This is a genomic window from Curtobacterium sp. BH-2-1-1, from assembly GCF_001806325.1.
Classification (GTDB): Bacteria; Actinomycetota; Actinomycetes; order Actinomycetales; family Microbacteriaceae; genus Curtobacterium.
In genome coordinates, this window is record NZ_CP017580.1 from 3,188,932 (window position 1) to 3,214,850 (window position 25,919).

Consider the following 25,919-nt stretch of genomic DNA (forward strand, 5'->3'; position numbering starts at 1 on the left):
GATGATGCCGGACACGTCGGACATCGCCCCGGACCCCGGCGGAGGGTCGGCCTCCCGGCCAGCCGGAGTAGCGTCCACGAGGTGGGCACCGCACTCCTCGTCATGGACTACCAGAACAGCATCGTCGAACGACTCGGCACGGACGAGGCCCTGGCTGCAGCGACGGCAGCGGTCTCGGCCGCCCGGGAGCGCGGCATCCCCGTGGTCTTCGTCCGCGTGGCGTTCCGGCCGGGCGCCCCCGAGGCCGCGCGCACGAACAAGATGTTCGGCGGGATGCGGGAGCGCATCGGGTCCCAGACTCCGGGGTCGACCGACGTGCACAGCGCGTTCGGGGTCGGGGACGACGACCTCGTCGTGACGAAGCTCCGCGTCAGTGCCTTCGCCGGGTCCGACCTCGAGGTGCTGCTCCGCGGCCTCGAGGTCCGCGACCTCGTGCTCGCCGGGATCGCCACGAGCGGCGTCGTCCTCTCGACGCTGCGCCAGGCGGCCGACCTCGACTTCGGGCTGACGGTCCTCTCGGACGCATGTGCCGACGGCGACGCGGAGGTCCACCGAGTCCTCACCGAGAAGGTGTTCCCGCGGCAGGCCGAGGTCGTCACCGTCGCCGAGTGGACCGCCTCGCTCTGAACCGTTCCGCGGGCACGGCGTAGACACGGGTGCATGACCGATTACGCGAACCCGTCCGTGTCCGTCACCGGTGGGTCGATGCCGCTCCTCGGCTTCGGCACCTGGCAGATCCCTGACGCCGAGGCGCCCGCCGCCGTCGGCGAAGCACTGGCGGCCGGGTACCGCCACATCGACACCGCCACCGGGTACCGCAACCAGCGCGGCGTCGGGAAGGCCGTCGCCGAGTCCGGACTCGCCCGCGACGACGTCTTCGTGACGACCAAGCTGCCGCCGGACAACGCCGACCGCGTGCGGGAGACCATCGAGGAGAGCCTCGACCAGCTCGGCCTCGACCACCTCGACCTCTGGCTCGTGCACTGGCCGCCGAACGGCGAGGCACGCCCGGACGTGTGGGAGCAGGTCGTCCAGGCGCAGTCCGACGGCCTCACGAAGGCGGTCGGGGTGAGCAACTACTCCCTCACGCAGATCGACGAGATCACCTCTGCCACGGGGACTGCCCCGGCCGTGAACCAGATCAAGTGGAGCCCCGTCGAGTTCGACCGCGCCGTGGCCGACGGGCTCGCGTCCCGCGGGGTCGTCCTCGAGGGCTACAGCCCCTTCAAGGCGAGCAACCTGCAGGACCCGACGCTCGTCGACATCGCGACCGCACACGACGCGGACAGCGCGCAGGTCATCGTTGCCTGGCACGTCGCGCACGGGTTCGTCGTCATCCCGAAGTCGTCGAACCCCGAGCGCATCCGGTCGAACGCCGCCGGTGCCCGGATCGAGCTGTCGTCCGACGAGGTCGCCGCGATCGACGCCCTCGCCCGCTGACCCTCGGCCGCGTCAGGCCAGCAGGGAGCGGATGTCGTCGGCCGTGAGGTCCTCGGCGAAGAGGGCGTCGTCGTCGATCATCGTCGCGAACAGCTCGACCTTCTTCGCCGCGAGCGCGAGGACCTTCTCCTCGATGGTGTCCTCGGCGATGAACCGCTGCACGTTCACCGAACGGGTCTGGCCGATGCGGTGCGTCCGGTCGACCGCCTGGTTCTCGGCGGCGGGGTTCCACCACGGATCGAGCACGAACACGGTGTCCGCCTCGGTCAGGGTCAGCCCGAAGCCACCGGCCTTGAGCGAGATGAGGAACGCCGGGGCGGTGCCGTTCCGGAAGCGGTCGATGACCTCGGGACGGCGCCTCGTCGAGCCGTCGAGGTACTCGTAGCCGACGCCCCGGTCGTCGAGGGCGCTGGCCACCATGCGGAGGAACGAGGTGAACTGGCTGAACACCAGGGCGCGGCGACCCTCGGCGGCGAGCTGTTCGAGTTCGTCGAGCAGCAGGTCGAGCTTCGCGGAGGACAGGTCCTCTCGCGAACCGTCGACCAGCGCCGGCGACAGCGCGAGCATCCGCAGCAGGGTCAGCGACCGGAACACGATCATCCGGTTCTTCGCGAGGTCGTCGATGAGGTCGAGGACCTTCAGGCGCTCCCGGTTCAACGTCGTCTCGTACAGGGTCCGGTGCGCGGGATCGAGCGTCACCCGGACGACCTGCTCCTGCTTCGGCGGGAGGTCGGCGGCGACGCTCTCCTTCGTCCGCCGGAGCATGAGCGGCCGGATCCGCCGTCGGAGCCGCGCGGTGAGCTCCTGACGGGCGGCGCCGCGGAGGTCCGGCGAACCGAGCGGCTTCACGTAGTCGTCCCCGAACCGCGACCACGACGACAGCAGCCCGGGCGCGACGATGTGGAACAGCGCCCAGAGGTCCGTCAGCCCGTTCTCGAGCGGTGTGCCCGTGATCGCGAACTTCACCGGCGCGCGGAGGTCGACCGCCACCCGGTGCGTCTGCGACTGCGGGTTCTTCACGAACTGCGCCTCGTCGAGCACGAGGGCCGCCCACGGCAGGTCGGTGTACGCCTGCGCGTCGAGCCGGAGCAGCGCGTACGACGTCACGACGATGTCGGACGCAGCAGCCGCGCGTGCGACGAGCCCGGGGTCCTTCAGCGTCGTCGCGCCGATCGTGGTGACGCGCAGCGACGGCGTGAACCGGGTTGCCTCCGCCGCCCAGTTGCCGACGACCGAGGTCGGCGCGACGACGAGGAACGGCGGCGCGTCCGGAGAGGACTCGCGCGCGGCGGCGATCGTCGTGAGGACCTGCAGCGTCTTGCCGAGACCCATGTCGTCCGCGAGCACCCCGCCGACCCCGTGCGACAGCAGGAACGACAGCCAGGCGTACCCGGTGTGCTGGTACGGCCGGAGCTCGGCGTGCACCGAGTCCGGCACGAGCACCGACTCCGGTGGCGTCGCCCCGAGCAGCCCCGCCGCGATCGCCTCCCACCGCTCGTCGTGCGAGGTCTCGTCGGCCAGCTGGTCGAACTCGGACCACAGCCCGGCCTGCAGCGGCGTCACGGTCATCGGCTGGTCGGGCTCCCACTCGTCGAGGTCGCGCGCCTCGTCGATGAGCTCCTTCAGTCGGTCGAACGCGGGGTCGGACAACGAGAGGTAGGAGTTGTCGATGAGCTTCATCCGCCGGTCCCGCTTCGCGAGCGCCCGGAGCAGCGGCGTGAACGGCACCTGCTTGCCGTTCACCGACACGAAGATGCCGAGGTCGAACCAGTCGTGCTTGTCCGACGGCATGGTCGTCACGCGGATGTGCGGCCGACCGGTCAGCCGTTCGTAGTCGACGCGTTCGCCCTGCACGACGGTGCGGACGCCGAGCGCCGGCAGCTCCGGCAACAGCTCGTTCGCGAACACCGCGACGTCGGCGCCGTCGATCGTGCCGTCCTCGAACCACGCGAGTCCGCCGCCGGGTCCGGTCGGGCCGGCCGTGTCGTCGGCCGCGCGCAGCCCGGAGAGCTCCGGGAGGGGGCCGTGCAGCGCGACGGGGTCCTTCCGCCCGTCGACGTGCCAGCGCCACTGCAGGTGCACGCGGTCGTCCGTGCGGGGCGCCCGGGCCGGCTCGAAGGTCGTCGTCAGCACGAGCTCGGGCGGGGTGCGCTCGGGCAGCTCGACGGAGCCGTCGGCGCTGACGAGGCCGAGCGCGCCACGGAGTCGCGGGGACCAGTCGGCGAGGAACTCGGCGACCTCGGGCTCCGGAACGGTGATCCGTGCGCCGTCGACGAGCATGCGCCGCTGGTCCTCCGGCACGGGGGTGACCGTCGGGGCGAACGCGACGTGGAACTCGGGGCTCTCGCGGAAGACGTAGACGCCGTGGTCGCCGATCGTCCGGGCCGTGCCGGGAGCCGCCGGTCGGCCGTCGAGGACCGCGCTCGCACCGATCACGAGTCCGCCGTCCTGCCGGGCGACGTCGAGGAGCACACGTGCCTCGGCTCCGAGCACGGCACCGCCCTCGCGCTTGCCGGTGACGAACGCGATGCCGAGTGCCGGTGCCTGCGTGAGGAGCGGCCAGAGCAGCGGACTGCCGAAGTCGTCGAGGTGGATCCAGTCGGCCTCGCCCGGGAGCCCGGCGAGCTGCCCGGCGCGGTGGAGCGCGGCGAACTGGACGAACCAGGCGTGCTGCTCGGGGGAGAGGCCGAGCCGGTTCATCGAGTAGGGGAGCGTGCCCCACGTCAGCTGCCCTCGCACCCAGTTGTCGGCGTCGCTGCGGGTCACCGGGCGGACGCCGAGCCGCACCGACCGCGAGGCAGTCGGCAGCGCGCGACCGGCGGCTCGCGCACGCGAGGCGAGCCGGGCGGAGACCGCGTCACGCAACTCGAACTGCAGTCCCATGGGGGTGCCCTGCGGCTCGGCCACCTGCTCGTCGTCGCCGGCGAGGCGGGCGAGGTCGTGCCTCCAGTCCGAGGGCGGCGGAGCCGGCTGTTCCGGCTTCGGGCCGGCGGCTGCGGCGAGTGCGCGGGCGTTGATGGTGAGCAGGGCTGCGGCGACGTGCTTGCAGTCGCCGCCCAGCGGGCAGGTGCAGGTGCTGCGGACCGGACGGACGAACTCGCCGCGGGCCGGGCTGGTCTCGATGCGGAGTTCGTACGGGTCGTCGGCGGAGCCCGACACCGCGCCGGTGACGGTGCCGTCGTCGTCGTGCCAGACGGCGTCGTCGACGAGGCCGGCCCGGACGAGGTCCCGCGCGCGGCCGAACGCCTGTGGCCCGACGAAACGGATGACGTCGACGGCGTCGATCATCGGGGCGGCTGGCACGGGTCAATCGTGCCAGGTGCCACCGACCTCCGGCGCTCGCCGGGTCAGCGGATCGACCACGTGCTGCCGGCGTTCAGCTGCAGGACGGACGGGCCCTTCGACAGGGTGATCCGCTTCGAGAGGTCCTTGCCGGAGCCGTCGTCGCTGGCGGGGATGGTCTCGTAGTCGTTGCGGAGCAGGGTTTCGCGGAGCATGCACGTCGCGACACGAGTCGTCGTGCACCGGAACTGCCGGGCGGCGGAGGAGCCCCAGTAGAGCATCACGTTGTCGCCGTGCCCCGACGTCGTCAGGGCGGGGGCGCTCGAGACCTGGCTGAACCGCAGGGTCCACTGCCCCCTGGCCTCGACCTTGAGCGCGGCGGGCTTCCGCCACGAGTCGGTGCCGTAGGCGACACGGCCCGTGTACTTGCCGCCCTGGCCGATGGGGTTCGAACCGGTCGGGCCGCCCTTGCTGTTCAGCTCGTGCACCTCGAACTCGGTGTGCTCGGCATCCGCCGGGGTGAACGTCGCGACGATGATCCCGCTGCGGGCGTTCTGCGGGAGCACGATCGTGGCGTTCCGGCTGCCCGACTTCGTGAACGGGGTGAACGTGCCGTACTGGTGGTCGTACTGCGCCTTCATCGCTGCGGGCATCCCGGCGGCCTGCGCCGGCGCGACACCGACGAGGGACGACGCCACGGCGGCGACGCTGACGACGAGTGCTGCGGTGAGGGTGGTGCGGCGCATGGAACTCCTCCGGATCGGCGTTCCCGATGATGGCGTGCGGCACCCGCGTGCGACAGACCCTGTCCGGGGGCCGCGATACTGGGTGGGTGACGACACTGCGAGGAGAACTGCGCTCGACCGCGACGACGGAGGCCGAGGGCAGCGGCGAGAACATCGAGGCGGCGCGCACGGCGGCGGTCGAGGCCCTGGACCTGCACGGGTTCGAGCTGCAGCAGGTGAACGCGGTCACGAGCAAGGCGACCGGCGAGACCACCGTGCGTGCGATCGCCCGTTCCAAGGAGACCCGGCCGCACGAGGCGACCGGGCAGACCTACGAGGAGGCGCTGCAGGCCTTCCGCGCATCGATCCCCGAGGGGTGGCAGGCCCAGAACATGCGCGAGATCCGGTCGTAGGGCGGCCGTCGTCCCGTTCTGGGGGAGTCGCGGGCGCGCGGGAGCGGGCAGGATCGACGGCATGCTGCAGTCACTCGTCTACATGAGCGCGGCCACGGAGCCGTTCGACGACGACGCCCTCGACGAGGTGCTCGCCCACGCCCGTGCCCGGAACACCGCCGACGGTCTGACCGGGCTGCTCGTCCACCGCAACGGGCGGTTCATGCAGCTGCTCGAGGGACCGTACGAGCAGGTGCTGTCGACGTACCAGCGGATCCTCGCGGACGAGCGCCACGACGAGGTGCGGCTCCTCGCCGAGGAGTCCATCCACACCCGGCGCTTCCCGGAGTGGTCGATGGCGTACGACCGCGACGTCGAGGGCGCTGCGACGCCGGAGGGCTTCAGTGACTTCCTCACCTCGGGCGACCAGAGCGCCGACTCCGGCCGGTCCCGGGAGCTGCTGCGGTGGTTCCGCAACCACCCGATGGCCGACCCGACGGCGGCGAAGGGAAAGCACCGCCGGGACGCGTAGCCCGTCCGGTCAGACGATCGGCTTGCCCGTCGCCTCGCCGGTCGCCAGCTTGCTGTGCCGACGGGAGTAGCCGAAGTACACGCCGAGGCCGATCGCGAACCAGACCGCGAAGCGCACCCACGTCTCCCACTGCAGGAACGTCACGAGCCACAGCGACGCGATGACGCCGATGATCGGGATCACCGGCATGAACGGCAGCCGGAACTGCCGGTCGAGGTCGGGCTGGCGGTAGCGCAGCACGATCACGGCGGAGCAGACCACCACGAAGGCGAGCAGGATGCCGATGTTCGTCAGCTCGGCCACGACCCCGATCGGAAGCACGCCGGCCAGGATCGCCGACGCGATGCCGAGGATCCACGTGACGCGGGTCGGCACGTGGCGCTTCGGGTCGGTCTTCGCGAACCACTTCGGCATGAGGCCGTCGCGGCTCATCGAGAACCAGACGCGGCTCGCACCGAGCATGAAGGTCACGAGCACGGTGATGATGCCGACGATGGCGCCGATCGCGATGATGTTGGCCACCCCGCCGAGGCCGACCGAGGCGAACGCCGACGAGAAGCCTGACGCGGGATCGATGTCGGTGTACTTCTGCATCCCGGTGAGCACCAGGGTCGCGAGGACGTAGAGGACCATCGAGATGCCGAGCGACAGCAGGATCGCCTTCGGCATGTGCTTGCGGGCGTCGGTGGACTCCTCGGCGGCGGTGGACATCGCGTCGTAGCCGAACACCGCGAAGAACACCGTCGCGGCACCGGTCATCACGCCGCCGAACCCGAACGGGAAGTACGGCGAGTAGTTCGCGCTGTTGATGTGGAACACGCCGAGCACGACGATGAGCACGACGAGGGCGACCTTGATGCCGACGGCGACGAACTCGAACCGTGCCGCGCTGCGGATGCCGCGGGTGAGCACGAACGCGGTGAGCAGGCAGAGGATGATCGCGAACACGTCGATCACGTGGCCGTCGCCGGTGCCCGGTGCGCCGAGCATCCAGGCGGGCAGGTCGATGCCGAACTGGCCGACGAGGAACCCGACGTAGCCGGAGATCCCGATCGCGACGACCGCCACGATCGCGGTGTACTCGAGCAGCAGGTCCCAGCCGATGAACCAGCCGACGATCTCGCCGAGGACCGCGTAGCCGTACGTGTACGCGCTGCCGGCCTTCGGGATGAGGCCGGCGAACTCGGCGTACGACAGGGCAGCGGCGGCGCTCGCGACACCGGCGACGAGGAAGCTGATGAGGACCGCGGGGCCGGCGACGCCGTTCGCGACCGTGCCGGCGAGGGTGAAGATGCCCGCGCCGATGATGCCGCCGATGCCGATCGCGGTGAGCTGCCAGAGGCCGAGGTGCCGTTTCAGGCCGCCGTCGCCACCGGTCTCGTCGTCGATCGTCTCGATCGGCTTCCGTCGGAAGAGGGTGCGTGTCGTCGTCGTCACGCGCCCACTCTGCACCCTGCGGGCGCCGCGCGTCCGCCGCGCCCGCGCCCTGGGCGACCACGGACGGGCCGGGCCGGGGGGGGGGGGCGGGGGCGAGCCGCGCCTCCAGGCCCGCGGGCAGGGAGGCGGCGTAGACGTGACCCATGCGCCGACCGAACCGTACCGAGCCCGCCCCCGGCCAGGAGTCCGTGTGGGACTACCCGAGGCCTCCCGCCGTGGAGCCGGTGCCCGAACGCGTGGTCGTGCGGCTCGGCGGCGAGGTGGTCGTGGACACGACGGACGCGGTGCGGGTGCTGGAGACCTCGCACCCGCCGGTGTACTACGTGCCGATGGCCGACCTCGACCTGCGGCCGGCCGAGGGGTCGAGCATGTGCGAGTTCAAGGGGCGCGCGCGGTACTTCGACGTGGTGGGCGGGGACGTGGTCGCTCCGCGGGCGGCGTGGAACTACCCGACGCCCGAGCCGGGCTACGAGCAGCTGCGCGACCGGGTGGCGATCTACCCGTCGGCGATGGACTCGTGCGAGGTCGGCGGCGAGGTGGTCCAGGCGCAGGAGGGGGACTTCTACGGCGGGTGGATCACCTCGCGGGTGGTCGGACCGTTCAAGGGTGCGCCGGGCACGCTCGGGTGGTGAGGGTCCGCGTCAGCGGTGGGCGTACGGCGTCCAGAACGGGGAGGGGAAGGCGCCGTCGGTCACGATGACGAGCAGCTGCCACACGAGCATCACGAGCCCGAGCACGCCGAGGACGATCCCGATCCACGACCAGACCCGCACGCCTCGTTGGGTCCGCCGTGCGATCGACAGTGCGCGCCAGCCGCTGGCGATGCACACGATGCCGAACACCGCACCGAGCACGACGTGCCGCCCCATCGAGGCCGCGGGGACGATGAACCCCATGTAGAGCGCCATCGGACCGAGCAGCGCGGCCACGACGGCGGGTGCTGCGGGTGGCTCGTGGTCGCGGGAGGCTGTTCCCATGCGTCCGAACCTAGCGGGGCGGAGGCGGTCCGGCACGCCGTGCGGCGCGTGCGGTGGCCGTCCGGCACGGGCACGATGGAGGCATGCGATCCTTCCTCCGCGTCCTGCTCGGCCTCGCGCTCGTCTTCGCCGGCACGAGCCACCTCACCTTCGCCCGGCAGGACTTCCGCGCCCAGGTGCCCGACTTCGTCCCGCTCGACGAGGACACCACGGTCCTGGCCTCCGGCATCGCGGAGATCGGCCTCGGCAGCGCCCTCGTGCTCGCACCCCGTCGCTCGCGTCGCTTCGTCGGCACGGTGGCGGCGCTCTTCTTCACCGCGATCTTCCCCGGGAACATCTCCCAGTGGCTGAACCGTCGCGACGCCTTCGGGCTCGACACGGACGTCAAGCGCATCGGCCGCCTGTTCGGTCAGCCGGTCCTCATCGCCTGGGCCCTCTGGTCCACGCGCGGGCGGCGAGGGTGATGGAAGCCCCCGTGGTCGCGGATCCGCTCGGGTCCGGTCCGGCGGCCTTCGGACGGGAGGCGCGACACCCCCTGGCAGGCGGCCGTCGCGTCGCGGACGTGGTCGCGACGGTCGTGCTGCTGGTGCTGTTGGCAGCGGAGTCGGTGGTCGCCGGCGGCGGGATCGTGTTCCTGTCGCTGGCGTTCAGCTCGTGCGGCGCTCCCGGCAACTCCTGCGACGAGACGCTCGGCGGTGCGGTCGTCTACGTCGGGCCGGTGCTCGTCGCCCTCGTGCTCGTCGCGGCGCTCGTGGTGTGCGTGCTGCGACTGGTTCGGCGGCGGCTCTCGTGGCCGTTCGCCCTCGTCGGCATCGCGGCCGTCGTGGCGGTGTTCTTCGGCGCGATCCTGCTCGTCGACAGCGCGATCACCCACGGCATCTGAGGGTCGTTCCTCCACAGGGCGGCCCCGCGCGGCGGTCGTCCACAGATGTGCGTCTGGTCGCGGTGCGGTGCAGTGGTCTCGGCGACGCTGAGGGCATGCCAGACACCGACATGCTCGACCGCCTCATCCGCACCCCTGCCCGCACCGACGACGACGTGGTGGACCTCGTGACCGCGCTCGTCGAACGCCCGATCACCCGGCAGTGCTGGGTGCTCTTCCTCGACGAACGGGCCGTGCCGGTGTCGTTCGTCATGCCGATCTCCGACCTGCCGTGGCGACCCGACGAACACGTCGAGGACTTCGCCGCGCTGGTCGGGGACGTCCTCGTGCAGGTCGGCGCGGCCGAGGTCGTGCTGGTCTGGGAGCGCCCGGGGGAGTCCCGGCTGTTCCCGGTCGACTGGGAGTGGGTCGACGCGTGCGCCTGCGCGTTCGAGGAGCACCACGTCCGGCTCCGTGCGCAGGTGGCAGTGCACACCGGCGGGGTCGCGATCGTGTCGCTCGACGACGTCGAGCCGGTGGACGACGGTCCGCTCCCGCTCGCCTCGTGATGTGCTGGTCAGCCCTGGGGTGCGGTGTCGGGGACGGTCTCCCCGGTGAGGCCCTCGACGACGGACTTCGCCTCGGGCCAGAACTTCGCGTAGTGGTCGGGGTCCGAGTTGATCTGGACGGCGTGCGCCATCTGGGTCGGGGTCATGGTCTTCCACCCGGGGATCTTCACGAGCTTCGTGTAGAACATCGACGCCGCGGTGTACGGGTCCATCCGCTGCTCGTACGTGCCCCAGGCGCCGTTGTCCCGCTGCTGGAAGAGCCCGCGGCTGTCGGGTCCGGCAGCGTCCCCGTGGTCGAGGTTCACCAGGCTCGACTCCCCGATGGCGGTCATCACGCCGACCGCCTGGGTGTGCGGTCCGATGCCCATGGCCTGTGCGGCGCTGATGACGTACGCGGCGTTGACCAGGCGGTCCTGGCAGAACCCGCCGACGGGGCCCGCGGGGACGACGATGCCGCCGATAGTCCTCGTCGCGACGTCCGGGCAGGTGGGGGTCGGGTCCGCGACGACACCCTTGGCGGCACCCGTCAGCGAGTTCACGGCGATGACGATGACCACCACGACGCCGATGCCGATCGCGACGACGCCCGCGCCGAACACCGACGCGAGGGTGATGCCGACGCGGCGCATGGCGGGTCCTCTCGAGCGGGGCGGGTCAGGCGGAGCACGAAGAGGCTACGTGCGCCGCCTGGGAACCGCACCCGCCCGATCGGGGGTGTCCGAGGACCGGCTCGGTCGTTTGCGGGTCAGACGTCGCGGTGGTCGTGGTCGCGGGTCTGCGTCGGCTCGTTCGGGCGCTGCACCTTCGTCGGTTCGGTGACGAGGCCGGTGGGTGCCTTCTCGGTCTGCTTCCGCCCGTGGGTGAACCACGTCACGATCCACAGCAGGATCCCGAGCGCGAGCAGCGCGCCCGCGATCTGGTACTGCTGCGGGTCGCGGCCGGACGAGAACGGCAGCACGAGCCACAGGCAGGTGACGACACCGATGATCGGCACGATGACACCGGCCCGGAAGTGCTTGTGGTCGACCTTGTCGCGGCGCAGCACCAGCACCGACGCGTTCACGACCGCGAACACCGACAGCAGCAGGAGCGAGGTGGTGCCGCCGAGCACGACGACGATGGGGGAGTCGGGGTCGAGCGAGACCCACCCGATCAGCAGCAGCGAGATGAGCGTCGTGAAGACGATCGCGGTGGACGGGGTGCGGCGGGCCGGCGAGACCTTCCCGAGGAAGCCGGGCAGGACGCCCTGCTTGCTCATGCCGTACAGCAGCCGCGACGCCATCATCATGTTGATCAGCGCGGTGTTCGCCACGGCGAACATCGAGATGAACGGCAGCAGGTCAGCGATCGGGAAGTCCGGCGCGGCCGTCTGCACGACGGTGACGAGCGGCGTCTCGTTGCCGGCGAGCTCACCGATCGGCACGACCGCCACGGCGCAGATGGACACGAGCACGTAGATCACGGCCGTGATGCCGAGACCCGTGAGCATGACCTTCGGGAAGATGCGGGAGGGGTCCTTCGTCTCCTCGGCCATGTTCACCGAGTCCTCGAACCCGACCATGGCGAAGAAGGCCAGCGACGTGGCGGTCGACACCGAGAGCAGGAGCGACTTGTCCTCCGGCGTGTCGAACATGACCACGCGCGAGAAGTCCGCGTTGCCGCCGGCGATCGCCCAGAAGCCGATGAGGATCACCATCACGAGACCGGACAACTCGACCAGGGTGAGGACGACGTTCGTCTTCACGCTCTCGCTGACGCCCCGGAAGTTGATCGCCATCACCGCAAGCATGAAGCCCATCGCGATGAGCATCACGACCGCGTTCGGCAGCTCCAACCCGAAGCCGGCGCCGAGGTTCGCCGCGAACGCCCGCGAGGCCGTCGACGCCGAGGTGATCCCCGAGCACATCACGATGAACGTCACGATGAAGGTGACGAAGTGGATGCCGAACGCCTTGTGGACGTACAGCGCCGCACCGGCCGTCTGCGGGTACTTCGTGACGAGCTCGAGGTACGAGAACGCCGTCAGCAGCGCCACGGCGAACGCGATGAGGAAGGGGAGCCACGCTGCTCCGCCGACCTCTGCCGCGACCTGACCCGTGAGCGCGTAGACGCCCGTGCCGAGGATGTCCCCGACGATGAAGAGCAGGAGGAGTTTGGGACCGATGACCCGCCGGAGCTCTGGCTGCTCCTGTTGCGGGCGCTCTGTGTTGGTGGTGGCCATGCGTCAGCCTGTTCCGCTTCGGGTCATCCTGTCCAGTCTCACAGGCAAATCGCCGCAGATCGCAACATGCTCGTGCTCCGTCGGACACGTCCCACTGCCCCCGGGCGCTCTCGGGCGGCGACGGCTACGCTCCGAGCCATGCACGACGAGACGAACACGACCGAGGAACCCGTGGAGTTCGCCGACTTCAACGCGAAGCTCCTCGTGCTCGACGTGCTCTGCTACGACCTCGACGTCCTCCAGCCCTACGCCGGGGACGACGACGAGAGCGACGAGGACCTCGACGTCGAAGGGCAGGACGACCGTGCGCGCGAGTACTACGACGACCTCGACCTCCTGCCGTCGCAGCTCTCGCTCGTGACGGAGCTGACGGTCGACTCGGACCTCGAGGTCCTGCAGGACGTGCACCCGGGGTGGGACGGCTCGGACGACCGGTACGACCCGCAGAACTGGGACGACGTGCTCGACCTGCCGGCCCTCGGCACCGTGTACGCCGCGGCACCGCTGCCCGCGCACGTGGTCGAGCGGCTCGCCGCGAAGGGCGTCGAGATCCGCTCCGCCTGAGCCGCGCCGAGCCGCGCCCCGCCGCGCTGCCGGTTCCGTTCGTCGCCGCACAACGCAAGTGCGTCCGAACCACGCCGATCCCCGGTTCCGATGCACTTGCGTTGTGCGAACGCGCCGCGCCGCGGCCGCGCGGTCAGCGGCGGAGCGCCAGCACCTGCTCCGTGAACTGCGCGGCCCCGCCCTGCGCCGGGTGCCGCACCGCCACGGCGTCGATCCCCGCCAGCGCCAACGCGCCCTGCGCCTTCCGCCCCACCGCGACGACCTGGACGTCGTCGCTGCCCGGACCCGCCCGCATCGCATCGAGCAGCGCGAGCGCGACGGGGGCACCCTCCCGGACCTCGGTCGGCCGTGGCGTTCGGTTCGTCAGCCGGTCCGGGGCGGCGAACGGGTGGTGCGGGAAGATCGCCCACGTCATCGGGAGCGCACCGTGCCACGACGCCAGGGCAGCCTGCACGACGCGGGACGAGGCCTCCCACGGGGCGGTCGGCTCCGGCGGGACGAGGTAGTCCGGCCCGAGCTCCCGCATGCTCGTGAACGGCACGCCGGTGTTCGTCATGCCGCGCCACCCCGGGGCCTCGGCGACGAGCACCGTGTCCGCCCGGGCCCCGACGGTCGAGAGGTACCGCTCGAGGTTCGCGCGACGCAGCAGCCCGGCAGGAGTCGACACGTTGTACAGCGCCTCGGCGTCGTCCGCGACCGGCACGGCGTCGAGCGCTGCCCAGAACGCGTCGAACCGCCCGCCCCCGCTCACGCGCGTCCCAGCACCCGGCGGTACACGTCCTCGAGCCCGGCGGCCGAGCGCTCCCAGCTGAGGCGCTCCGCGTGCTCCCGGCCGGCCGCGGCCAGCGACGCCGCGTACGCCGAGTCCGTCAGGATCCGCTCCGTCTCCGCCGCCCAGACGGCCGGGTCGCGGGACTCGAGCACGACCCCGGTCTCGCCGTCGACCACGGCCTCACGCAGTCCTCCGGCAGCGGCGGCCACGACGGGCACCCCGGACGCGGAGCCCTCGAGCGCGACGAGGCCGTACGTCTCCGAGTGCGACGGGACCAGCACGGCTGCCGCGCCGCGGAACAGGAACGCCAGGTCGGCCCGCGACTGCGGACCGACGAACGTCACGCGGTCGGCGATCCCGAGGCGGGCCGCGAGCCGACGCAGTTCGTCCACGTAGTCACCCGCCTCGCTCGAGGCGTCCCCGGCGATGACGAGGGTGGGTCGCGCCTCCTGGCTGATGCCGGCGATCGCCTCGATCGCGAGGTCCAGCCCCTTCAACGGCTGCACCCGCGCGGCGGCGACCACGTACGGGACGTCCGCGCGGCGGGCACCGGCTGCGGACGGACGGAACACCGACCCGTCGACGCCCGGCGGCACGATCCAGATCCGGCCGGTCTCGCCGCCGAGCCGCGTGCGGACGGTGTCGGCCTCGGCCGAGGACACGACGACGACCGCGTCGGACTCGTGCGCGAGCATGCGCTCGCCGGCCATCCGCCCGTCGGACTCCGGGCGTTCGCCCTCGGACAGGGGCGTGTCGCTGTCGGCGGCGATCGAGTGGAAGGACTGCACATGGGGGATGTCCCGCTCACGGGCCACGGGGAGTGCGGCCGCGCCGGAGAACCAGTGGTGCGAGTGGAGCACGTCGAACGGACCGAGGTGCTCGAGCTCGCGGCGGAACGGCTCGATGAACGCGTCGTGCTCGCCCTTGGGCACCGGCTCGGCCGGCCCCGCCGACAGGAACCGCAGGCAGACGCCCGGCACGAGCGACACCGAGTCCGGCTGCGTCGGCGACGAGCGGCGCGTGATGATGTCGACGTGGTGGCCGCGGTCCGCGAGGGCCTCGGCCTGGTGGCGGACGACGACGTTCATGCCGCCGACCTCGCCGGAGCCGGGTTCGTCGCCGGGGGAGGTGTGCAGCGACACCAGCCCGATGCGCAGGGGTTCGGTGGTGGTGCTCACCGCGCAAGCCTATCCGCGCGTCGGCCGCTGCGACGGGCGCGCGGGCGCCACCACGACGGGGTGGCGGCCCGCCTCGTCCACAGCGTCGGACGGGAGGCGCGGATCGCCTCCCAGGATCTGCACGCGGTCGTCGCCGTGTCGCTCCCAGAACGCGGCCGTCCAGGCGCAGAGGGCTCCGTCGAGCAGGTCCTCCCGGTGCTTGTGCGTCGGCCCGTGGATCCCGGAGGGCTCGGCGAGCGCCCGGGTGAGCGGATGCGTGTCGAGCCGGAGCGGAGGGTCCAGCGGCGTCTCGCGCAGCCGACGCACGAGCTCGTCGAACGCCTCCGCCCGTCGTGCCCGGGCCGTCGCCGGCGCGACGTGCAGGTCGAGACGCTTGTACCGCGGCCGCTCGACGTCGTAGCCGAGCTCCTCGACCCCGACGAGGGTCGTGTACGGGTAGCACTCGAACACCGCCGGACCGGTGCGCTCCCGCATCGCCGCCGTCGACGACACGTACCCGACGCCCAGGGCCGTCAGCCGCTCGAGCAGTCGGGCCCCGGCGCTCGCCGCCGACGCGAGGTTCGTCGGGTTCGCCGCGACCTTCCACCGGCCGTAGCGCTGTCCCACCTGCCGTTCGGCCTCGCGGATGCCGGTCGGGTTCGTCACGACGAGCGAGGCGTCCACGGCGATGAGGGAGCGCTCGCCGAGGTGTCCGGCGATCCAGTCGGTGACGGCGTCGACGCCCCGGGCACAGCCGGCGTCGGTGACCGCTCCGTCGGGGTCCATCGCGACGAGTCCGGTCTCGTTCGGTGCGCGGGTCGCGGTGCCGAGTCCCCATGCCAGGTCCACCCCGAGGTACGCGTTCACCCGTCCATCGTGCACCCGGCGGCATGGTGTCCCCGCAGCGCGGCGATCCCGTTCTGGGGGTACGGGTGGTGTGTCCCCTTCCCGCAAACTCGGACGTCGGATCGATCGGAGAGGGACTCGAGATGCGCTGGGGAACGATGACGACCAAGGCGAGGGCCACCCTGGTGGTGGCGATCGCTGCAGTCGTGTGGGTGGGCGGGGTGGGTTCCGCCGGAGCGCTGGTGAGCGCGGCGGTGTCGAACGCGCCCGCTGCCGGTCCCTCTGCGACGGCCGAGGCGCAACGCTTCGTGCAGACGCCCGCGCCGAGCCGCACGACCGAGCCGACCCGGACGCCGACCGCCATCCCGACGCCGGAGACCGTCGTCACCGAGGTCTCCGAACGGACGGACGTCCCGTTCGCGCGGACGACAGTCGAGGACGCGACGCTGCCGAAGGACGAGTCGCACGTCACGACCGCAGGGGTCATGGGCGCGAAGACCACCGTCTACCGGGTCACGACGGTCGATGGTGTCGAAACGAAGCGGGAGCAGGTTCGCGAAGCACTGAACCGGGCTCCCGTCACCGAGGTCACCACAGTCGGCACGTACGTCGCGCCCGCCCCTGTGACCGCCCCGGTGCCCGCCCAGCAGGCTCCTGCCGCACCAGCACCGTCGACCCAGCAGCAGGGCCTGATCACGCCGGGCGCGTTCTGCGCCGACGCGCAGAACGGCGCTGTGGCCCAGGCGGCGAACGGGCGTTCGTACCAGTGTGGCGGCAAGGGGCCGGACGCGAACGGCCACCTGCACTGGAACACGATGTAGCCGGACCTGGCGCGCCCTGCCAGCGGCCCGTGTACGGTCCGCTGCATGGCGAGCGAAGCGACGACGCTGACGGTCCCGGGGCCGGACGGCGACCGGGAGGTCCGGATCAGCAGCCCCTCCCGCGTGCTCTGGCCCGAGCCCGGCATCACGAAGCTCGACCTGGCGGAGTACCTCGTCGCCGTCGGCGACGCGTTCGTCCGGGCCAACGGCGACCGCCCGATCTCGCTGCAGCGGTTCCCGGGCGGCGTCGACGGCGAGCAGTTCTTCTCGAAGAACCCGCCGAAGGGCGCGCCCGAGTACGTCCGCGCGGTCACGGTCACCTACCCGAGCGGCCGGCAGCACCCGCAGCTCGTGGTGGACGAGCCGGCCGTCGCGGTGTGGGCCGCGCAGATGAACACCGTCGTGTTCCACCCGTGGGCCTCGCGCGCCGGGGACCCCGACCACCCTGATCAGCTCCGCATCGACCTCGACCCGCAGCCCGGCACCGACTTCCACGACACAGTCCCCGTCGCGCACGAGCTCCGGAAGGTGCTCGACGAGGTCGGGCTGACGGCGTGGATCAAGACGAGCGGGAACCGCGGGCTGCACGTCTTCGCGCCGATCCTGCCCGAGTACGAGTTCCTCGACGTCCGGCACGCGGTCATCGCCGCCGCACGCGAACTCGAGCGACGGATGCCGGACCGGGTGACGACGGCGTGGTGGAAGGAGGAGCGCGGGGAGCGCGTCTTCGTCGACTTCAACCAGGCGAACCGCGACCGGACGATGGCCGGTGCCTACAGTCCCCGTGCCCTCGCGCACGCGGCCGTGTCGACGCCGATCGCGTGGGACGAACTCGACGACGCCGATCCCACGGCGTTCACGATCCGGTCGGTGCCGGAGCGGCTGCGGACCGCGGGCGACCCGTGGCAGGCGATGCACGACGAGCCCGCGAGCATCGCACCGCTGCTGGCGTGGTGGGAGCGCGACCTGGAGAACGGCGAGGGCGAGCTGCCCTTCCCGCCGGACTTCCCGAAGATGCCGGGGGAGCCGCCGCGCGTGCAGCCGTCACGCGCGAAGAAGGCCTGAACGGGTCAGACGGCGGCGCAGCCCTCGGCGCGGCCCTCGGGCTCGGCGACGCGCGTGGTGTGCGTCGGGAGCGAGACGCTCGCCGTGTGCAGGCGCGTCAGCCGGGACCAGGTCCCGCGGTGGGCGTCGCTGATGCCGTCGATGATCATGTCCCGCTCCCGTCTGCTCGATGCGGATGCATCCGCATGGAAGAAGTTACCTAGTTAGCCTAACTACATCAATCGTCGAGCGTCAATCGGACAGCAGCACGTTGTCGAGGTCGTACGCCGCCGGGACCTCGAGCTGGTCGAAGCCGCACGAGGCGGCCTCGCGGTCGGGACGCCACCGCTCGAACTGGACCGTGTGCCGGAACCGGTCGCCCTCCATCTGGTCGTACCGCACCTCCAGGACCAGCGACGGCGCCAGCCGGACGAACGACGTGTCGCGACCCGACGAGAACCGCGAGCGTTCCCCGTCACCGGTGACGGGCCTCCCGTCCGCATCCCGGAGGACCACCCGGTCGAGCTCGTCCACCAACTCGACCCGTCTCTTGTCGGAGAAGGCGGACACGCCGCCCACCTGCCGGAGCTCGCCGTCGTCGCCGTACAACCCGACGAGCAGCGAGCCGACGCCGGTCCCGCTCTTGTGCACGCGGTACCCGATCGCGACGACGTCGGCCGTGCGGTGGTGCTTGACCTTGAGCATGGTGCGCTTGTTCGGCTCGTACGGCTTCGCCCGGGGCTTCGCGACGACACCGTCGAGCCCGGCGCCCTCGAACGTGGTCAGCCACTCGCGGGCGAGGTCGACGTCGAGCGTGGTGCGCGTGACGAACAGCGGGTCGGACATGTCCTGCGACAGCGTGTCCAGGCGCGACCGACGCTCGTCGAACGGCCGGTCCAGGAGATCCGTGCCGTCCACCGCGAGCAGGTCGAACGCCACGAACTGCGCGGGGGTCTCGGCGCTGAGCTTCGCGATCCGCGAGGCCGCGGGGTGGATCCGCTGCGACAGCGCCTCCCAGTCGAGCCGTTCCGCGCCGGCGTCCCCGGAGCGCAGGATCACCTCGCCGTCGAGGACCACGGGGTGCTCGCGGCCGCCGAACTGTGCGCGGAAGGCCTCGACGAGCTCGGGGAAGTACCGGGTGAGGGGCTTCGCACCGCGGCTGCCGATCTCCACGTCGTCGCCGTCGATGGTCACGATGCCGCGGAACCCGTCCCACTTCGGCTCGTACCGGAGTCCGCCGCGCACGCTGTCGGGTTCGGGGACGGTGGGGACGGCCTTGGCGAGCATCGGTGCGATCTCCATGGGTCCTGTCTACTCGGGCGGCCGCGTCCGTCCGGCAGGTGTCGGTCCGTCGTCCGGTGGCCGTGGCCCTGGAGGCGCGGCTCGCCCCGGTCGCGACGGGCACCTCGGTAGAGTGGTCGCGTGACGACCGTGCCCCCGCCGGCAGCGCCGGCACCGGAACCGATCAGCCCCGTGCAGGCCGCCGCGCTCCGCGACGGCGTCCTGCCGCCAGTCGAGGAGATCCGCCCGGGCATCTGGACCCTCGCCGTGCCCTTCCGCTTCGGGGTGCCCAACGCGACGCTCGTGTACGTCGTCGAGGGCTCCGACGGCTCGCTCGCGCTGATCGACCCCGGGTGGACCGCCGACGGCGGTCTCGACGTGCTCCGCGACGGCCTCACGGCGATCGGGCGGTCGCTCGACGACGTCGGGCTGGTCGTCGTGACGCACCTGCACGCGGACCACCTCGGCGCCGCGGCGGCGATCCGACGGTCCACCGGCGCCCGGGTCGCCATGCACCGGCTCGAGGTCGAGGCGCTGCACCGGGAGCGGGCGGACGCCGCGGTGAACGACGCCGACATCGCGACGTGGGGACTGCCGGAGCACCTGCGCGCCGGCGTGGTCGAGGCCTGGGGGAGCGGACGACGGATCGGGCTCGGTCGGACGGCGGAGCCCTTCGCGGACCTGCTGCTCGAAGACGGCGACGTGCTGCCGGTCGCCGGTCGGACGATCCGGACGCTGTGGACCCCCGGGCACACCGCCGGGCACTGCTGCTTCGTCGACGCGGAGGACGGCCTGCTGTTCACCGGCGACCACGTCCTGCCCCGCATCAACTCCGGGATCGGGCTCGGGGGCCGAACCGCCACGAACCCGCTCGGCGACTACCTAGCGTCACTCGGGCGGCTCGACGGCTACGCGGACCTCGAGGTGTGCCCCGGCCACGAGTACCGCTTCCGCGACGTCGTCGGTCGTGCCCGCACCCTGGCGCGGCACCGCGAGGAACGGTCGCGGCACGTCGCCGAGGCACTCGACGCCCTGTCCTCGCCGACGCTCTACGAGGTGGCGTCCCGGGTGCCGTTCAGCGGGGGCATCGAGTCGATGACGGGGTTCCTGCTCGCCAGTGCGCTGACGCAGACGGCGTTCCACGCGGCGCTGCTCGGTCGCGCGGACGAGGTCCGCCCCGCCTGACCCGGCCGGTCGCGGCGGCCTCGGCGGTTGGGCCGGTCGTACCGCCGAACGGCTTCGAACCACGTTCCCGACGTCGAACCAGGCAGCGGCGGTGGTTCGACGTCGGATTCGTGGTTCGGTGAGGTGCGGGCCGCCGCGGCCGCCGGCGCCCCGCGTCAGCCGAGCGTCGCGGCGAGGCGCTCCAGCGTCGTCTTCGCGTCGGCGAACTCGGCGGCGGCGTGGTCGGCGAGCGGCGCGAGGTCGGGCAGCCGGTCCGCCAGGGTCGCACTCACGGTGATCGGGTACGGCTTCATGCCGAGCGCGGTCCCGAGGATGAGGTGCAGGACCGGGGAGCCGTGGTCCCAGCCCTCCGTCGGGGTCCCGGCGTCGTACGTGGCACCCCGGCTGACGACGGTGACGACCGGACGCCCGGCGAGCGGCTGCACGGCACCGGCGAGGACACCCGGCACGTGGATGCGGTCGATCCACGCCTTGAGCGTCGACGGCACCGTGTAGTTGTAGAGCGGCGCGCCGACCACGACGACGTCGGCGCCGAGGAGTTCGTCGATCACCTCCTGCCGGAGCGCGTCGGCCTCGGGGGCCACGACCTCGTCATCCGTGCGGTCGGCGGCGGCCCAGTGCAGCGCCGAGGTCTCGAGGTGGGGGAGCTGGTCGACGTGCAGGTCGCGGCGGACGACCGTGTACTCCGGGCCACGTGCGCGCCAGGCGTCCGCGAAGGCCGCGGTGAGGGCGCGGGAGCGGGAGTGCGCGAGGTCGGCCGAGGAGTCGATGTGCAGGAGCGTGGGCATGGTCCCCACGCTACCGACCGACACCCGCCGGATGACGGGAACGGCCCCGCCGCGCCGGTGAGGGGCGAGGCGGGGCCGAGGTGGGCCTCCCGTCAGTCACGCGGGCACGCGACTGGCGGGAGGCGTCTGGGCGTCAGCGCTGGGCGTGACGGCGGCGCAGCGTGCGCACACCGATCAGACCGGCGCCGGCGATGACGAGTGCGAGGGCCCAGGGGAGGGCACCCGTCGCGTCGGAACCGGTGTAGGCGAGCTGGCCCTTCGCGGTGGTGGGCGTGACGACGGCCACCGTCGGGGTGGTCGGACGCACGTCGACCGCGAACGAGAGCGGCTGCAGCGCGCCGCTCGCGACCGTGAGGGTGTGGATCGACGCGTGCGGGAACGTGACGCCGAAGACGCCCTGCCCCTCGGCACCGTTCTCCTCGTACGGCGCGACCACGTCGGTGGCGACGTTCGAGGTCACCGTCGGGACGAACGTGGGGTTGCCCTCGTCGTCGAAGTCCGACGCGTCGTTGCCGAAGCGGTCGACGGGCGAGCCCGACACGATGAGCGTGCCGCCCTGCGCCACGGTGGGACGGCCGGTCGGCGTGAGGGTGAGCTCCTCGGGGAAGCCGTCCTCGTCGGTCGACAGGTCGACGGTGTAGATCGAGCCGTCGGGCTGGATGAGCCAGATGCGCTTGTCCCGCGCGGTGATCGACTTCTCGTCGGTCGTGAACGCGGTGATGCCGAACGCGGCGGCGTGGTCGACGGTCAGCTCGACGTACTGCGTGGTCGAGACGTCACCGCTCGTGGCCGTGACGGCGAAGTCGTAGAACGACGCGAGGGTGGCGGTGCCGCTCAGCTCGCCCGTGGTCGGGTCGAACGTGATGCCCTCGGGGAGCTGGTCGTCGACGGTGAAGTCGTCGTCCTCCTCGAAGCCGTACCCGATCGCGATGGAGTCCGCCTGCGACTTCGACTCGACGATCGAGTCGGCGGAGTCCTCCTCGTCGCCGTAATACCAGTCGAGTTTGTAGGTCGGCGCCGGGTACCCCTGGGCGCGGAACGTGTACGAGAACGGGTCACCGGCGGTGGCCTCGAGGGGCAGCACGTCGACGTCCGCCTCGGTGCCCTCGGTGATGGGCTTGCCGTCCGCGTCGACGAACACCGGGTCCTGCGTGATGACCGCAGAGGGGTCCGAGGTCACGGTCTCCTTGCCGCCGCCCGGCAGGTCGCCGGTCACGGTCACGACGAGCTGCTTGCCCGCCTCGGTCTGGTCGACCGTGAAGGTCTTGGTCTTGGCGATCGTCGTCGGCGTCGGGCCGGCGTCGGCTTCGGTCCAGACGTACTTGAACGAGCCGTCCTCGTCGAACCCGGTCGTGTCCGCCGTGAGCTGCGAGCCCACCTTGGTGTCGCCGGAGACGGTGACGGCGGGGTCGGCGGCCAGCGGCGTGACCGGTGCGTCCGTCGACGCGGCCGACGGCGTCTGGTTCCGTGCGGGAGCGGACGGTGCCGTGGTGCTCGTCGGCGTGCTCGTCGGCGCGTCCGTCGCGGTGTCGGTCGGCGCGTCCGTCGGTGCCGGGTCGGTCGGCGCGTCCGTCGGCGTGGTGTCCGTCGGCGCGTCGGTCGGCGTCGGGTCGGCCGGCGCGGTCTGCGTCGGGACCGACGTGTCGGCGCCCTCGGCGTGTGCTGCCGTCGCGGTCGCGATGCCGAGACCGGTCGTCAGCGCGATGAGCGCGGCGGTGGTCCCGAGCGCGCAGGCGCGTCGGACGGTGGAAGTGCTGCGGCGCACGTGTTCCCCCAGGTGTTCAGGTCCGGTCGGGTGCCGGATCGTAAGAATCTGCCGAGAATCCTCGGCCTGATCGGATCGTAGGGGTACGCGCGCGTGATCGGGAGCACCGAGCACGGAATGTGACCTGGGTTGGGGGTGAGTGCGGGAAACCGCGGGTGGCGTGCTGCTCAGCGCGCCAGCCGCGGCTCCCCGTGGTCGACTCAGTGCGCGGCGTGCGCCACCGAGACCGTGAACGACGTGTGCGCGTGCTCCTGGGTCACGGTGAGGCGGTGCGACCACGCACCGCTGATCGTGATCGTGTCCTGGGCGCCGGTCCGGGTGACGTGGTCCGACGTGACGTTGCTCGTGACCGTGGACACGTCGCCGCCCTCGTCGGGAGCCTTGATGACGTTGCCCTCGGCGTCGACCGCGACCCCGGTGACGATGAGCTGCTCGAGCCGGACCGCCGGGACGGTCTTGACGACCGTTGCCTTGCTCGTGGGGGTCAGCCGCTGCCGGATGACACCGTTCGGCGCGATGTACCAGATCGGCGCGGTCGTGTTCGGCTGCGAGACGTACGTCCGCACGCCGACTGCCGCCCCCGGGAGCACGGTGAGCTGCACGTACGCGTGGGCCTCGACGCCGTTGCGGAGGGCGACGACCTGGAAGTCCCAGATACCGCTCTCGACCCCCGTGCCGGACAGGACGCCGGTGTTCGTGTTCACCGAGAAGTGGTCGGACGCGCGCGGCGAGTCCGGCGTCAGCCCGGCCGGCTCGTCCATCGCGTAGGCGACCGACCCCGCCTTCGCGTTGGTGGTGAAGGTGTGCGCGAACGCCTTGCCGGCGGTCGCGGTCAGCGCGATCGGGTGGGCGGCGGACGAGCTCTGCGTGAAGGCGAGCGGCGCCGGCGTCGCCGCGGCGTGCTGGCTCGTGACCGTGGTGCTGGCGGATGCGGCGTCGACGCCGAGGACGGCGGTCGAACCGGCTGCGGCGACGGCGACCGCGACGGCGGTGACGATGGCCGCGCGACGGCGCGACGGAGTGGTGGCGTTCATGAGATCCCCTGGTCGTTCTGTGCAGGGCGGCGATCCGCTCCTGTCAGTGACGACGGTACGACCGCAGGCGTCCCCGGGGCATTCCGGTTCGCTCAGGCACGCCGACGATGACGGGAGGCGCGGTGCCAGCTGGCACCGCGCCTCCCGGTCCGCCGGACGGTCGCGGCTCAGGCGCGACGGCGACGCAGCCGGTGGACCAGCAGTCCACCGCCGGCGGCGAGCAGTCCGAGCGCCCAGGCGAGGGGACCCGAGGTCTCCGCGCCGGTGTAGGCGAGACGGCCGGAGCCCGTGTTCGTGGTGGCTCCCGCCGTCGCCGCGGTCGGGGTGACGTCGAACCGGATGTCCTGCGTGCGGTCCTGGTACGCGACGGTCACGACGTGCGGCGAGGCGTGCTCGAACGTGACCCAGGTCGCGGCGGTGCTCGGGTCGTAGGCGATCCGGTCACTGGCGACGTCGCTCGTGATGGTCAGGTCGTCGTGGTCGGCGACCGCGTTCCCGTAGGCGTCCACCGGCACCGCGAGCACGAGCATGCGCTGCCCCTGTCGTGCGGGGACCGCGTCGACGACCTCCGAACCGCCGTCCGGGTTGATGTGCGTGATCGTGTCGCCGTCGACCGACCAGGTCTCCGACTCCGGGTCCCGGTCGGACGGCAGGACCGCGACGACGAGCTTCGCGAAGGCCGCGGGCGAGACGGTGACCTCGACGTTCGCGACGGCCTCCTGCCCGCCGCTCGTCGCGACGACCTGGAAGCGGAACGACGTGGCTGCCGTGCCGGTCCCGGTCAGCACGCCCGTGGTCGGGTCGATGGCGAGGTCGAGCCCGTTCCGGGCGTACGTCTCGTCGAAGGGTTCGCCCTGGACCCCGCGGAGCTCGTAGCGGAGGTCCGACGGGTCGGTCGCTCCCGACACGTCGAACGTCCGCGTGAACTGCTCGCCCGCGGTCGGGGCGATGGCGATCGGGGCGTCGGCGGACGACGGGTCGACGAACGCGAACGGCTCGTCGGTGACCACGACCGTGAAGGACGTGGACACGCCGCCCTCGGAGACGGTCACCGTGCGGGTGCCCGCCTCGGTGAAGGTCACGAGGTTCGCACCCGCCGGGTCCCACACCGCACGGTCGGACGCCACGGTGCTCGTGACGGTCGACCGGGGGTAGTCGTCGTCCTGGTCGCTCCCGGTCACGCGGTTGCCGTAGGCGTCGACCGCGAGACCAGCCAGCGAGAGTGTCGTCCCGGTCGCGACGGGGACGTCGGAGACGATGCGGACTCGTCCCTTGCCGGCTGCTTCCTCCCAGATCGTGCCGTCCGGCTCGACCTGCCACAGGCCAGCGGTCCCCGGCGCGGCGACCGAGAAGGTGACACCGACCGGGGCACCGGGCTTCACTGTGAGCTCGACGTACTCGATGGCGGTCTCGGAGCCGCTCGTCGCGATGACCTGGAACGTGTAGGTCCGCAGGGCGTACCGAGGCGAGCCGGACAGCGTGCCGGTGGTCCCGTCGAACGAGAAGTCGCTGTTGAAGTCGCCCTGGCCGATGACGGGGCTGCCGTTCGCGCCGCGCACCTCGTACGTCACGGTGCCGGACCCGCCCGTCGCGGTGAACGTCCGGGACACGGTGTCGCCCACCGTCGCGGTGAGGACGAGCGGGGCGTCGGCGCTCATGCCCTCGGGGAAGGCGAGGGCCGCGGCGGCGGACTGCTCCGGAGCATCTTCAGCCGGCGCGCTCGCCGCGGGTGCGATGGCGGGAGCGGACGGCTCCGGTGCCGCTGTGGGGTCCGTGGTCGGGTCGGACGTCGGGACCGGCTCGGGCGACTCGGCGGGGTCGTCGGTGACCACGGGGGGAGTCGTCCCCGTCTCGTCGGCGGTGGCCGACGTCAGGTCGCTCGCCGCGCCTCCCGAGCCGTCGGACGTGCCGGTCGTGACGGTGGTGGCGGGCGTGAGCTGTGTCGGAGCCTCGTCGGCCATCGCGCTCGTCGCGCCGATGCCGAACGCCGAGGACGCGGTCACGATGGCGACGGCTGCGCCGATGGCGGCGCCGCGTCGGACACTGGCGGTGCAGGACTGCTTCATGGGATCCCCCTGGACGCTGTGCGGGGCACCGGGAGGTGCCCTCATCCTGGAGGTGTCGCGGCGCCGACGATCCTGACGACCCGGTACGTCTCGGTCCGGTAACGGCGACGGAGCGACCGGTCGGTCGCGATCGGGTCGGCCGCGCTCGAGTCGGTCGCG

General features: G+C 72.1%; 27 protein-coding genes. 12 read left to right on the plus strand and 15 right to left on the minus strand.

The window, feature by feature from the left end; translation table 11 throughout:
* Nucleotides 1-81: 81 nt before the first annotated feature.
* Both BJK06_RS15135 and BJK06_RS15140 read left to right on the plus strand, forming a co-directional pair.
* Nucleotides 82-627, plus strand: a complete 546-nt coding sequence (locus BJK06_RS15135; RefSeq protein ID WP_070418575.1) for a cysteine hydrolase family protein — start codon at nucleotides 82-84, stop codon at nucleotides 625-627.
* Nucleotides 628-660: 33 nt separating this feature from the next.
* A complete protein-coding gene (locus BJK06_RS15140) occupies nucleotides 661-1,440 on the plus strand; it encodes an aldo/keto reductase (RefSeq protein WP_070418576.1) in 780 nt (259 codons plus the stop codon).
* 12 nt (nucleotides 1,441-1,452) lie between these two features.
* Here BJK06_RS15140 and BJK06_RS15145 read toward each other — a convergent pair whose 3' ends face one another.
* Nucleotides 1,453-4,743, minus strand: a complete 3,291-nt coding sequence (locus BJK06_RS15145; protein ID WP_156794879.1) for a DEAD/DEAH box helicase — start codon at nucleotides 4,741-4,743, stop codon at nucleotides 1,453-1,455.
* A 44-nt stretch (nucleotides 4,744-4,787) separates the two neighbouring features.
* On the minus strand, nucleotides 4,788-5,468 hold the full coding sequence (locus BJK06_RS15150) for a hypothetical protein (RefSeq protein WP_070418578.1): 681 nt from the start codon (nucleotides 5,466-5,468) through the stop codon (nucleotides 4,788-4,790).
* 86 nt (nucleotides 5,469-5,554) lie between these two features.
* Here BJK06_RS15150 and BJK06_RS15155 point away from each other — a divergent pair, with 86 nt between their 5' ends.
* Both BJK06_RS15155 and BJK06_RS15160 read left to right on the plus strand, forming a co-directional pair.
* Nucleotides 5,555-5,860, plus strand: coding sequence for a hypothetical protein (locus tag BJK06_RS15155; RefSeq protein ID WP_070418579.1), 306 nt, complete (start codon nucleotides 5,555-5,557; stop codon nucleotides 5,858-5,860).
* 61 nt (nucleotides 5,861-5,921) lie between these two features.
* The gene (locus BJK06_RS15160) at nucleotides 5,922-6,371 is read left to right on the plus strand and encodes a BLUF domain-containing protein (protein ID WP_070418580.1); all 450 of its coding nucleotides are present in this window, start codon (nucleotides 5,922-5,924) and stop codon (nucleotides 6,369-6,371) included.
* Nucleotides 6,372-6,380: 9 nt separating this feature from the next.
* Here BJK06_RS15160 and BJK06_RS15165 read toward each other — a convergent pair whose 3' ends face one another.
* Nucleotides 6,381-7,808: an amino acid permease gene (locus BJK06_RS15165; RefSeq protein WP_070418581.1), complete on the minus strand. Its 1,428-nt coding sequence runs from the start codon at nucleotides 7,806-7,808 to the stop codon at nucleotides 6,381-6,383.
* A 143-nt stretch (nucleotides 7,809-7,951) separates the two neighbouring features.
* Between BJK06_RS15165 and BJK06_RS15170 the strand changes: the two genes are divergently transcribed.
* Entirely contained in the window at nucleotides 7,952-8,440 is a 489-nt protein-coding gene (locus BJK06_RS15170; RefSeq protein ID WP_070418582.1) for a DUF427 domain-containing protein, read from the plus strand.
* A 9-nt stretch (nucleotides 8,441-8,449) separates the two neighbouring features.
* Here the strand turns inward: BJK06_RS15170 and BJK06_RS15175 are convergent, their stop codons facing one another.
* Nucleotides 8,450-8,785: a hypothetical protein gene (locus BJK06_RS15175; RefSeq protein WP_156794880.1), complete on the minus strand. Its 336-nt coding sequence runs from the start codon at nucleotides 8,783-8,785 to the stop codon at nucleotides 8,450-8,452.
* A gap of 83 nt (nucleotides 8,786-8,868) precedes the next feature.
* On the opposite strand from BJK06_RS15175, the gene BJK06_RS15180 reads away from it, so the two are divergent.
* The 3 genes from BJK06_RS15180 (at nucleotide 8,869) to BJK06_RS15190 (ending at nucleotide 10,216) form a co-directional block, all read left to right on the plus strand.
* A complete protein-coding gene (locus BJK06_RS15180; RefSeq protein ID WP_070418584.1) occupies nucleotides 8,869-9,249 on the plus strand; it encodes a hypothetical protein in 381 nt (126 codons plus the stop codon).
* A 98-nt stretch (nucleotides 9,250-9,347) separates the two neighbouring features.
* Nucleotides 9,348-9,668: a hypothetical protein gene (locus BJK06_RS15185; protein WP_139219841.1), complete on the plus strand. Its 321-nt coding sequence runs from the start codon at nucleotides 9,348-9,350 to the stop codon at nucleotides 9,666-9,668.
* A gap of 95 nt (nucleotides 9,669-9,763) precedes the next feature.
* Complete coding sequence (locus tag BJK06_RS15190; protein WP_156794881.1) at nucleotides 9,764-10,216, plus strand: hypothetical protein; 453 nt, start codon at nucleotides 9,764-9,766, stop codon at nucleotides 10,214-10,216.
* Nucleotides 10,217-10,224: 8 nt separating this feature from the next.
* Here the strand turns inward: BJK06_RS15190 and BJK06_RS15195 are convergent, their stop codons facing one another.
* The gene (locus BJK06_RS15195) at nucleotides 10,225-10,845 is read right to left on the minus strand and encodes a hypothetical protein (RefSeq protein ID WP_070418587.1); all 621 of its coding nucleotides are present in this window, start codon (nucleotides 10,843-10,845) and stop codon (nucleotides 10,225-10,227) included.
* Nucleotides 10,846-10,961: 116 nt separating this feature from the next.
* Complete coding sequence (locus BJK06_RS15200) at nucleotides 10,962-12,437, minus strand: APC family permease (protein WP_070418588.1); 1,476 nt, start codon at nucleotides 12,435-12,437, stop codon at nucleotides 10,962-10,964.
* 138 nt (nucleotides 12,438-12,575) lie between these two features.
* Between BJK06_RS15200 and BJK06_RS15205 the strand changes: the two genes are divergently transcribed.
* Complete coding sequence (locus BJK06_RS15205; protein WP_070418589.1) at nucleotides 12,576-13,001, plus strand: DUF6892 domain-containing protein; 426 nt, start codon at nucleotides 12,576-12,578, stop codon at nucleotides 12,999-13,001.
* Nucleotides 13,002-13,134: 133 nt separating this feature from the next.
* On the opposite strand, the gene BJK06_RS15210 is transcribed toward BJK06_RS15205, so the two are convergent.
* The 3 genes from BJK06_RS15210 to BJK06_RS15220 are packed head-to-tail and all read right to left on the minus strand — an operon-like array spanning nucleotide 13,135 to nucleotide 15,797.
* A complete protein-coding gene (locus BJK06_RS15210) occupies nucleotides 13,135-13,752 on the minus strand; it encodes a uracil-DNA glycosylase (protein ID WP_070418590.1) in 618 nt (205 codons plus the stop codon).
* Nucleotides 13,749-14,951: a glycosyltransferase gene (locus BJK06_RS15215; protein ID WP_070418591.1), complete on the minus strand. Its 1,203-nt coding sequence runs from the start codon at nucleotides 14,949-14,951 to the stop codon at nucleotides 13,749-13,751. The genes BJK06_RS15210 and BJK06_RS15215 overlap by 4 nt, the downstream gene beginning before the upstream one ends.
* Before the next feature lie 9 nt (nucleotides 14,952-14,960).
* Nucleotides 14,961-15,797: a DUF429 domain-containing protein gene (locus BJK06_RS15220; protein WP_070418592.1), complete on the minus strand. Its 837-nt coding sequence runs from the start codon at nucleotides 15,795-15,797 to the stop codon at nucleotides 14,961-14,963.
* 122 nt (nucleotides 15,798-15,919) lie between these two features.
* Here BJK06_RS15220 and BJK06_RS15225 point away from each other — a divergent pair, with 122 nt between their 5' ends.
* Nucleotides 15,920-16,597, plus strand: coding sequence for a G5 domain-containing protein (locus tag BJK06_RS15225; RefSeq protein WP_258027646.1), 678 nt, complete (start codon nucleotides 15,920-15,922; stop codon nucleotides 16,595-16,597).
* Between the two features lie 45 nt (nucleotides 16,598-16,642).
* Nucleotides 16,643-17,662, plus strand: coding sequence for a non-homologous end-joining DNA ligase (ligD, locus tag BJK06_RS15230; protein ID WP_070418594.1), 1,020 nt, complete (start codon nucleotides 16,643-16,645; stop codon nucleotides 17,660-17,662).
* 5 nt (nucleotides 17,663-17,667) lie between these two features.
* On the opposite strand, the gene BJK06_RS18710 is transcribed toward ligD, so the two are convergent.
* On the minus strand, nucleotides 17,668-17,811 hold the full coding sequence (locus tag BJK06_RS18710; RefSeq protein WP_156794882.1) for a hypothetical protein: 144 nt from the start codon (nucleotides 17,809-17,811) through the stop codon (nucleotides 17,668-17,670).
* An 82-nt stretch (nucleotides 17,812-17,893) separates the two neighbouring features.
* Entirely contained in the window at nucleotides 17,894-18,943 is a 1,050-nt protein-coding gene (locus BJK06_RS15235) for an ATP-dependent DNA ligase (RefSeq protein ID WP_070418595.1), read from the minus strand.
* A 120-nt stretch (nucleotides 18,944-19,063) separates the two neighbouring features.
* Between BJK06_RS15235 and BJK06_RS15240 the strand changes: the two genes are divergently transcribed.
* Nucleotides 19,064-20,107, plus strand: a complete 1,044-nt coding sequence (locus BJK06_RS15240) for an MBL fold metallo-hydrolase (RefSeq protein WP_070418596.1) — start codon at nucleotides 19,064-19,066, stop codon at nucleotides 20,105-20,107.
* Nucleotides 20,108-20,262: 155 nt separating this feature from the next.
* On the opposite strand, the gene BJK06_RS15245 is transcribed toward BJK06_RS15240, so the two are convergent.
* The 4 genes from BJK06_RS15245 to BJK06_RS15260 form a co-directional block, all read right to left on the minus strand.
* Nucleotides 20,263-20,895, minus strand: a complete 633-nt coding sequence (locus BJK06_RS15245) for an FMN-dependent NADH-azoreductase (RefSeq protein WP_070418597.1) — start codon at nucleotides 20,893-20,895, stop codon at nucleotides 20,263-20,265.
* Nucleotides 20,896-21,028: 133 nt separating this feature from the next.
* Nucleotides 21,029-22,660 (minus strand): putative Ig domain-containing protein, encoded by a 1,632-nt coding sequence (locus tag BJK06_RS15250; RefSeq protein ID WP_070418598.1) that lies wholly within the window; start codon nucleotides 22,658-22,660, stop codon nucleotides 21,029-21,031.
* Nucleotides 22,661-22,860: 200 nt separating this feature from the next.
* Nucleotides 22,861-23,694: a hypothetical protein gene (locus tag BJK06_RS15255; protein WP_070418599.1), complete on the minus strand. Its 834-nt coding sequence runs from the start codon at nucleotides 23,692-23,694 to the stop codon at nucleotides 22,861-22,863.
* Nucleotides 23,695-23,861: 167 nt separating this feature from the next.
* On the minus strand, nucleotides 23,862-25,760 hold the full coding sequence (locus BJK06_RS15260; protein WP_070418600.1) for a hypothetical protein: 1,899 nt from the start codon (nucleotides 25,758-25,760) through the stop codon (nucleotides 23,862-23,864).
* Nucleotides 25,761-25,919: the final 159 nt, after the last annotated feature.

Coding starts and splice junctions, on each gene's coding strand:
- BJK06_RS15140 (WP_070418576.1), top strand. CDS start 661: ATGACCGATTACGCGAACCCGTCCGTGTCCGTCACCGGTGGGTCGATG.
- BJK06_RS15150 (WP_070418578.1), bottom strand. CDS start 5,468: ATGCGCCGCACCACCCTCACCGCAGCACTCGTCGTCAGCGTCGCCGCC.
- BJK06_RS15160 (WP_070418580.1), top strand. CDS start 5,922: ATGCTGCAGTCACTCGTCTACATGAGCGCGGCCACGGAGCCGTTCGAC.
- BJK06_RS15170 (WP_070418582.1), top strand. CDS start 7,952: ATGCGCCGACCGAACCGTACCGAGCCCGCCCCCGGCCAGGAGTCCGTG.
- BJK06_RS15175 (WP_156794880.1), bottom strand. CDS start 8,785: ATGGGAACAGCCTCCCGCGACCACGAGCCACCCGCAGCACCCGCCGTC.
- BJK06_RS15180 (WP_070418584.1), top strand. CDS start 8,869: ATGCGATCCTTCCTCCGCGTCCTGCTCGGCCTCGCGCTCGTCTTCGCC.
- BJK06_RS15190 (WP_156794881.1), top strand. CDS start 9,764: ATGCCAGACACCGACATGCTCGACCGCCTCATCCGCACCCCTGCCCGC.
- BJK06_RS15195 (WP_070418587.1), bottom strand. CDS start 10,845: ATGCGCCGCGTCGGCATCACCCTCGCGTCGGTGTTCGGCGCGGGCGTC.
- BJK06_RS15200 (WP_070418588.1), bottom strand. CDS start 12,437: ATGGCCACCACCAACACAGAGCGCCCGCAACAGGAGCAGCCAGAGCTC.
- BJK06_RS15205 (WP_070418589.1), top strand. CDS start 12,576: ATGCACGACGAGACGAACACGACCGAGGAACCCGTGGAGTTCGCCGAC.
- BJK06_RS15225 (WP_258027646.1), top strand. CDS start 15,920: ATGCGCTGGGGAACGATGACGACCAAGGCGAGGGCCACCCTGGTGGTG.
- ligD (WP_070418594.1), top strand. CDS start 16,643: ATGGCGAGCGAAGCGACGACGCTGACGGTCCCGGGGCCGGACGGCGAC.
- BJK06_RS18710 (WP_156794882.1), bottom strand. CDS start 17,811: ATGATCATCGACGGCATCAGCGACGCCCACCGCGGGACCTGGTCCCGG.
- BJK06_RS15235 (WP_070418595.1), bottom strand. CDS start 18,943: ATGGAGATCGCACCGATGCTCGCCAAGGCCGTCCCCACCGTCCCCGAA.
- BJK06_RS15245 (WP_070418597.1), bottom strand. CDS start 20,895: ATGCCCACGCTCCTGCACATCGACTCCTCGGCCGACCTCGCGCACTCC.
- BJK06_RS15255 (WP_070418599.1), bottom strand. CDS start 23,694: ATGAACGCCACCACTCCGTCGCGCCGTCGCGCGGCCATCGTCACCGCC.
- BJK06_RS15260 (WP_070418600.1), bottom strand. CDS start 25,760: ATGAAGCAGTCCTGCACCGCCAGTGTCCGACGCGGCGCCGCCATCGGC.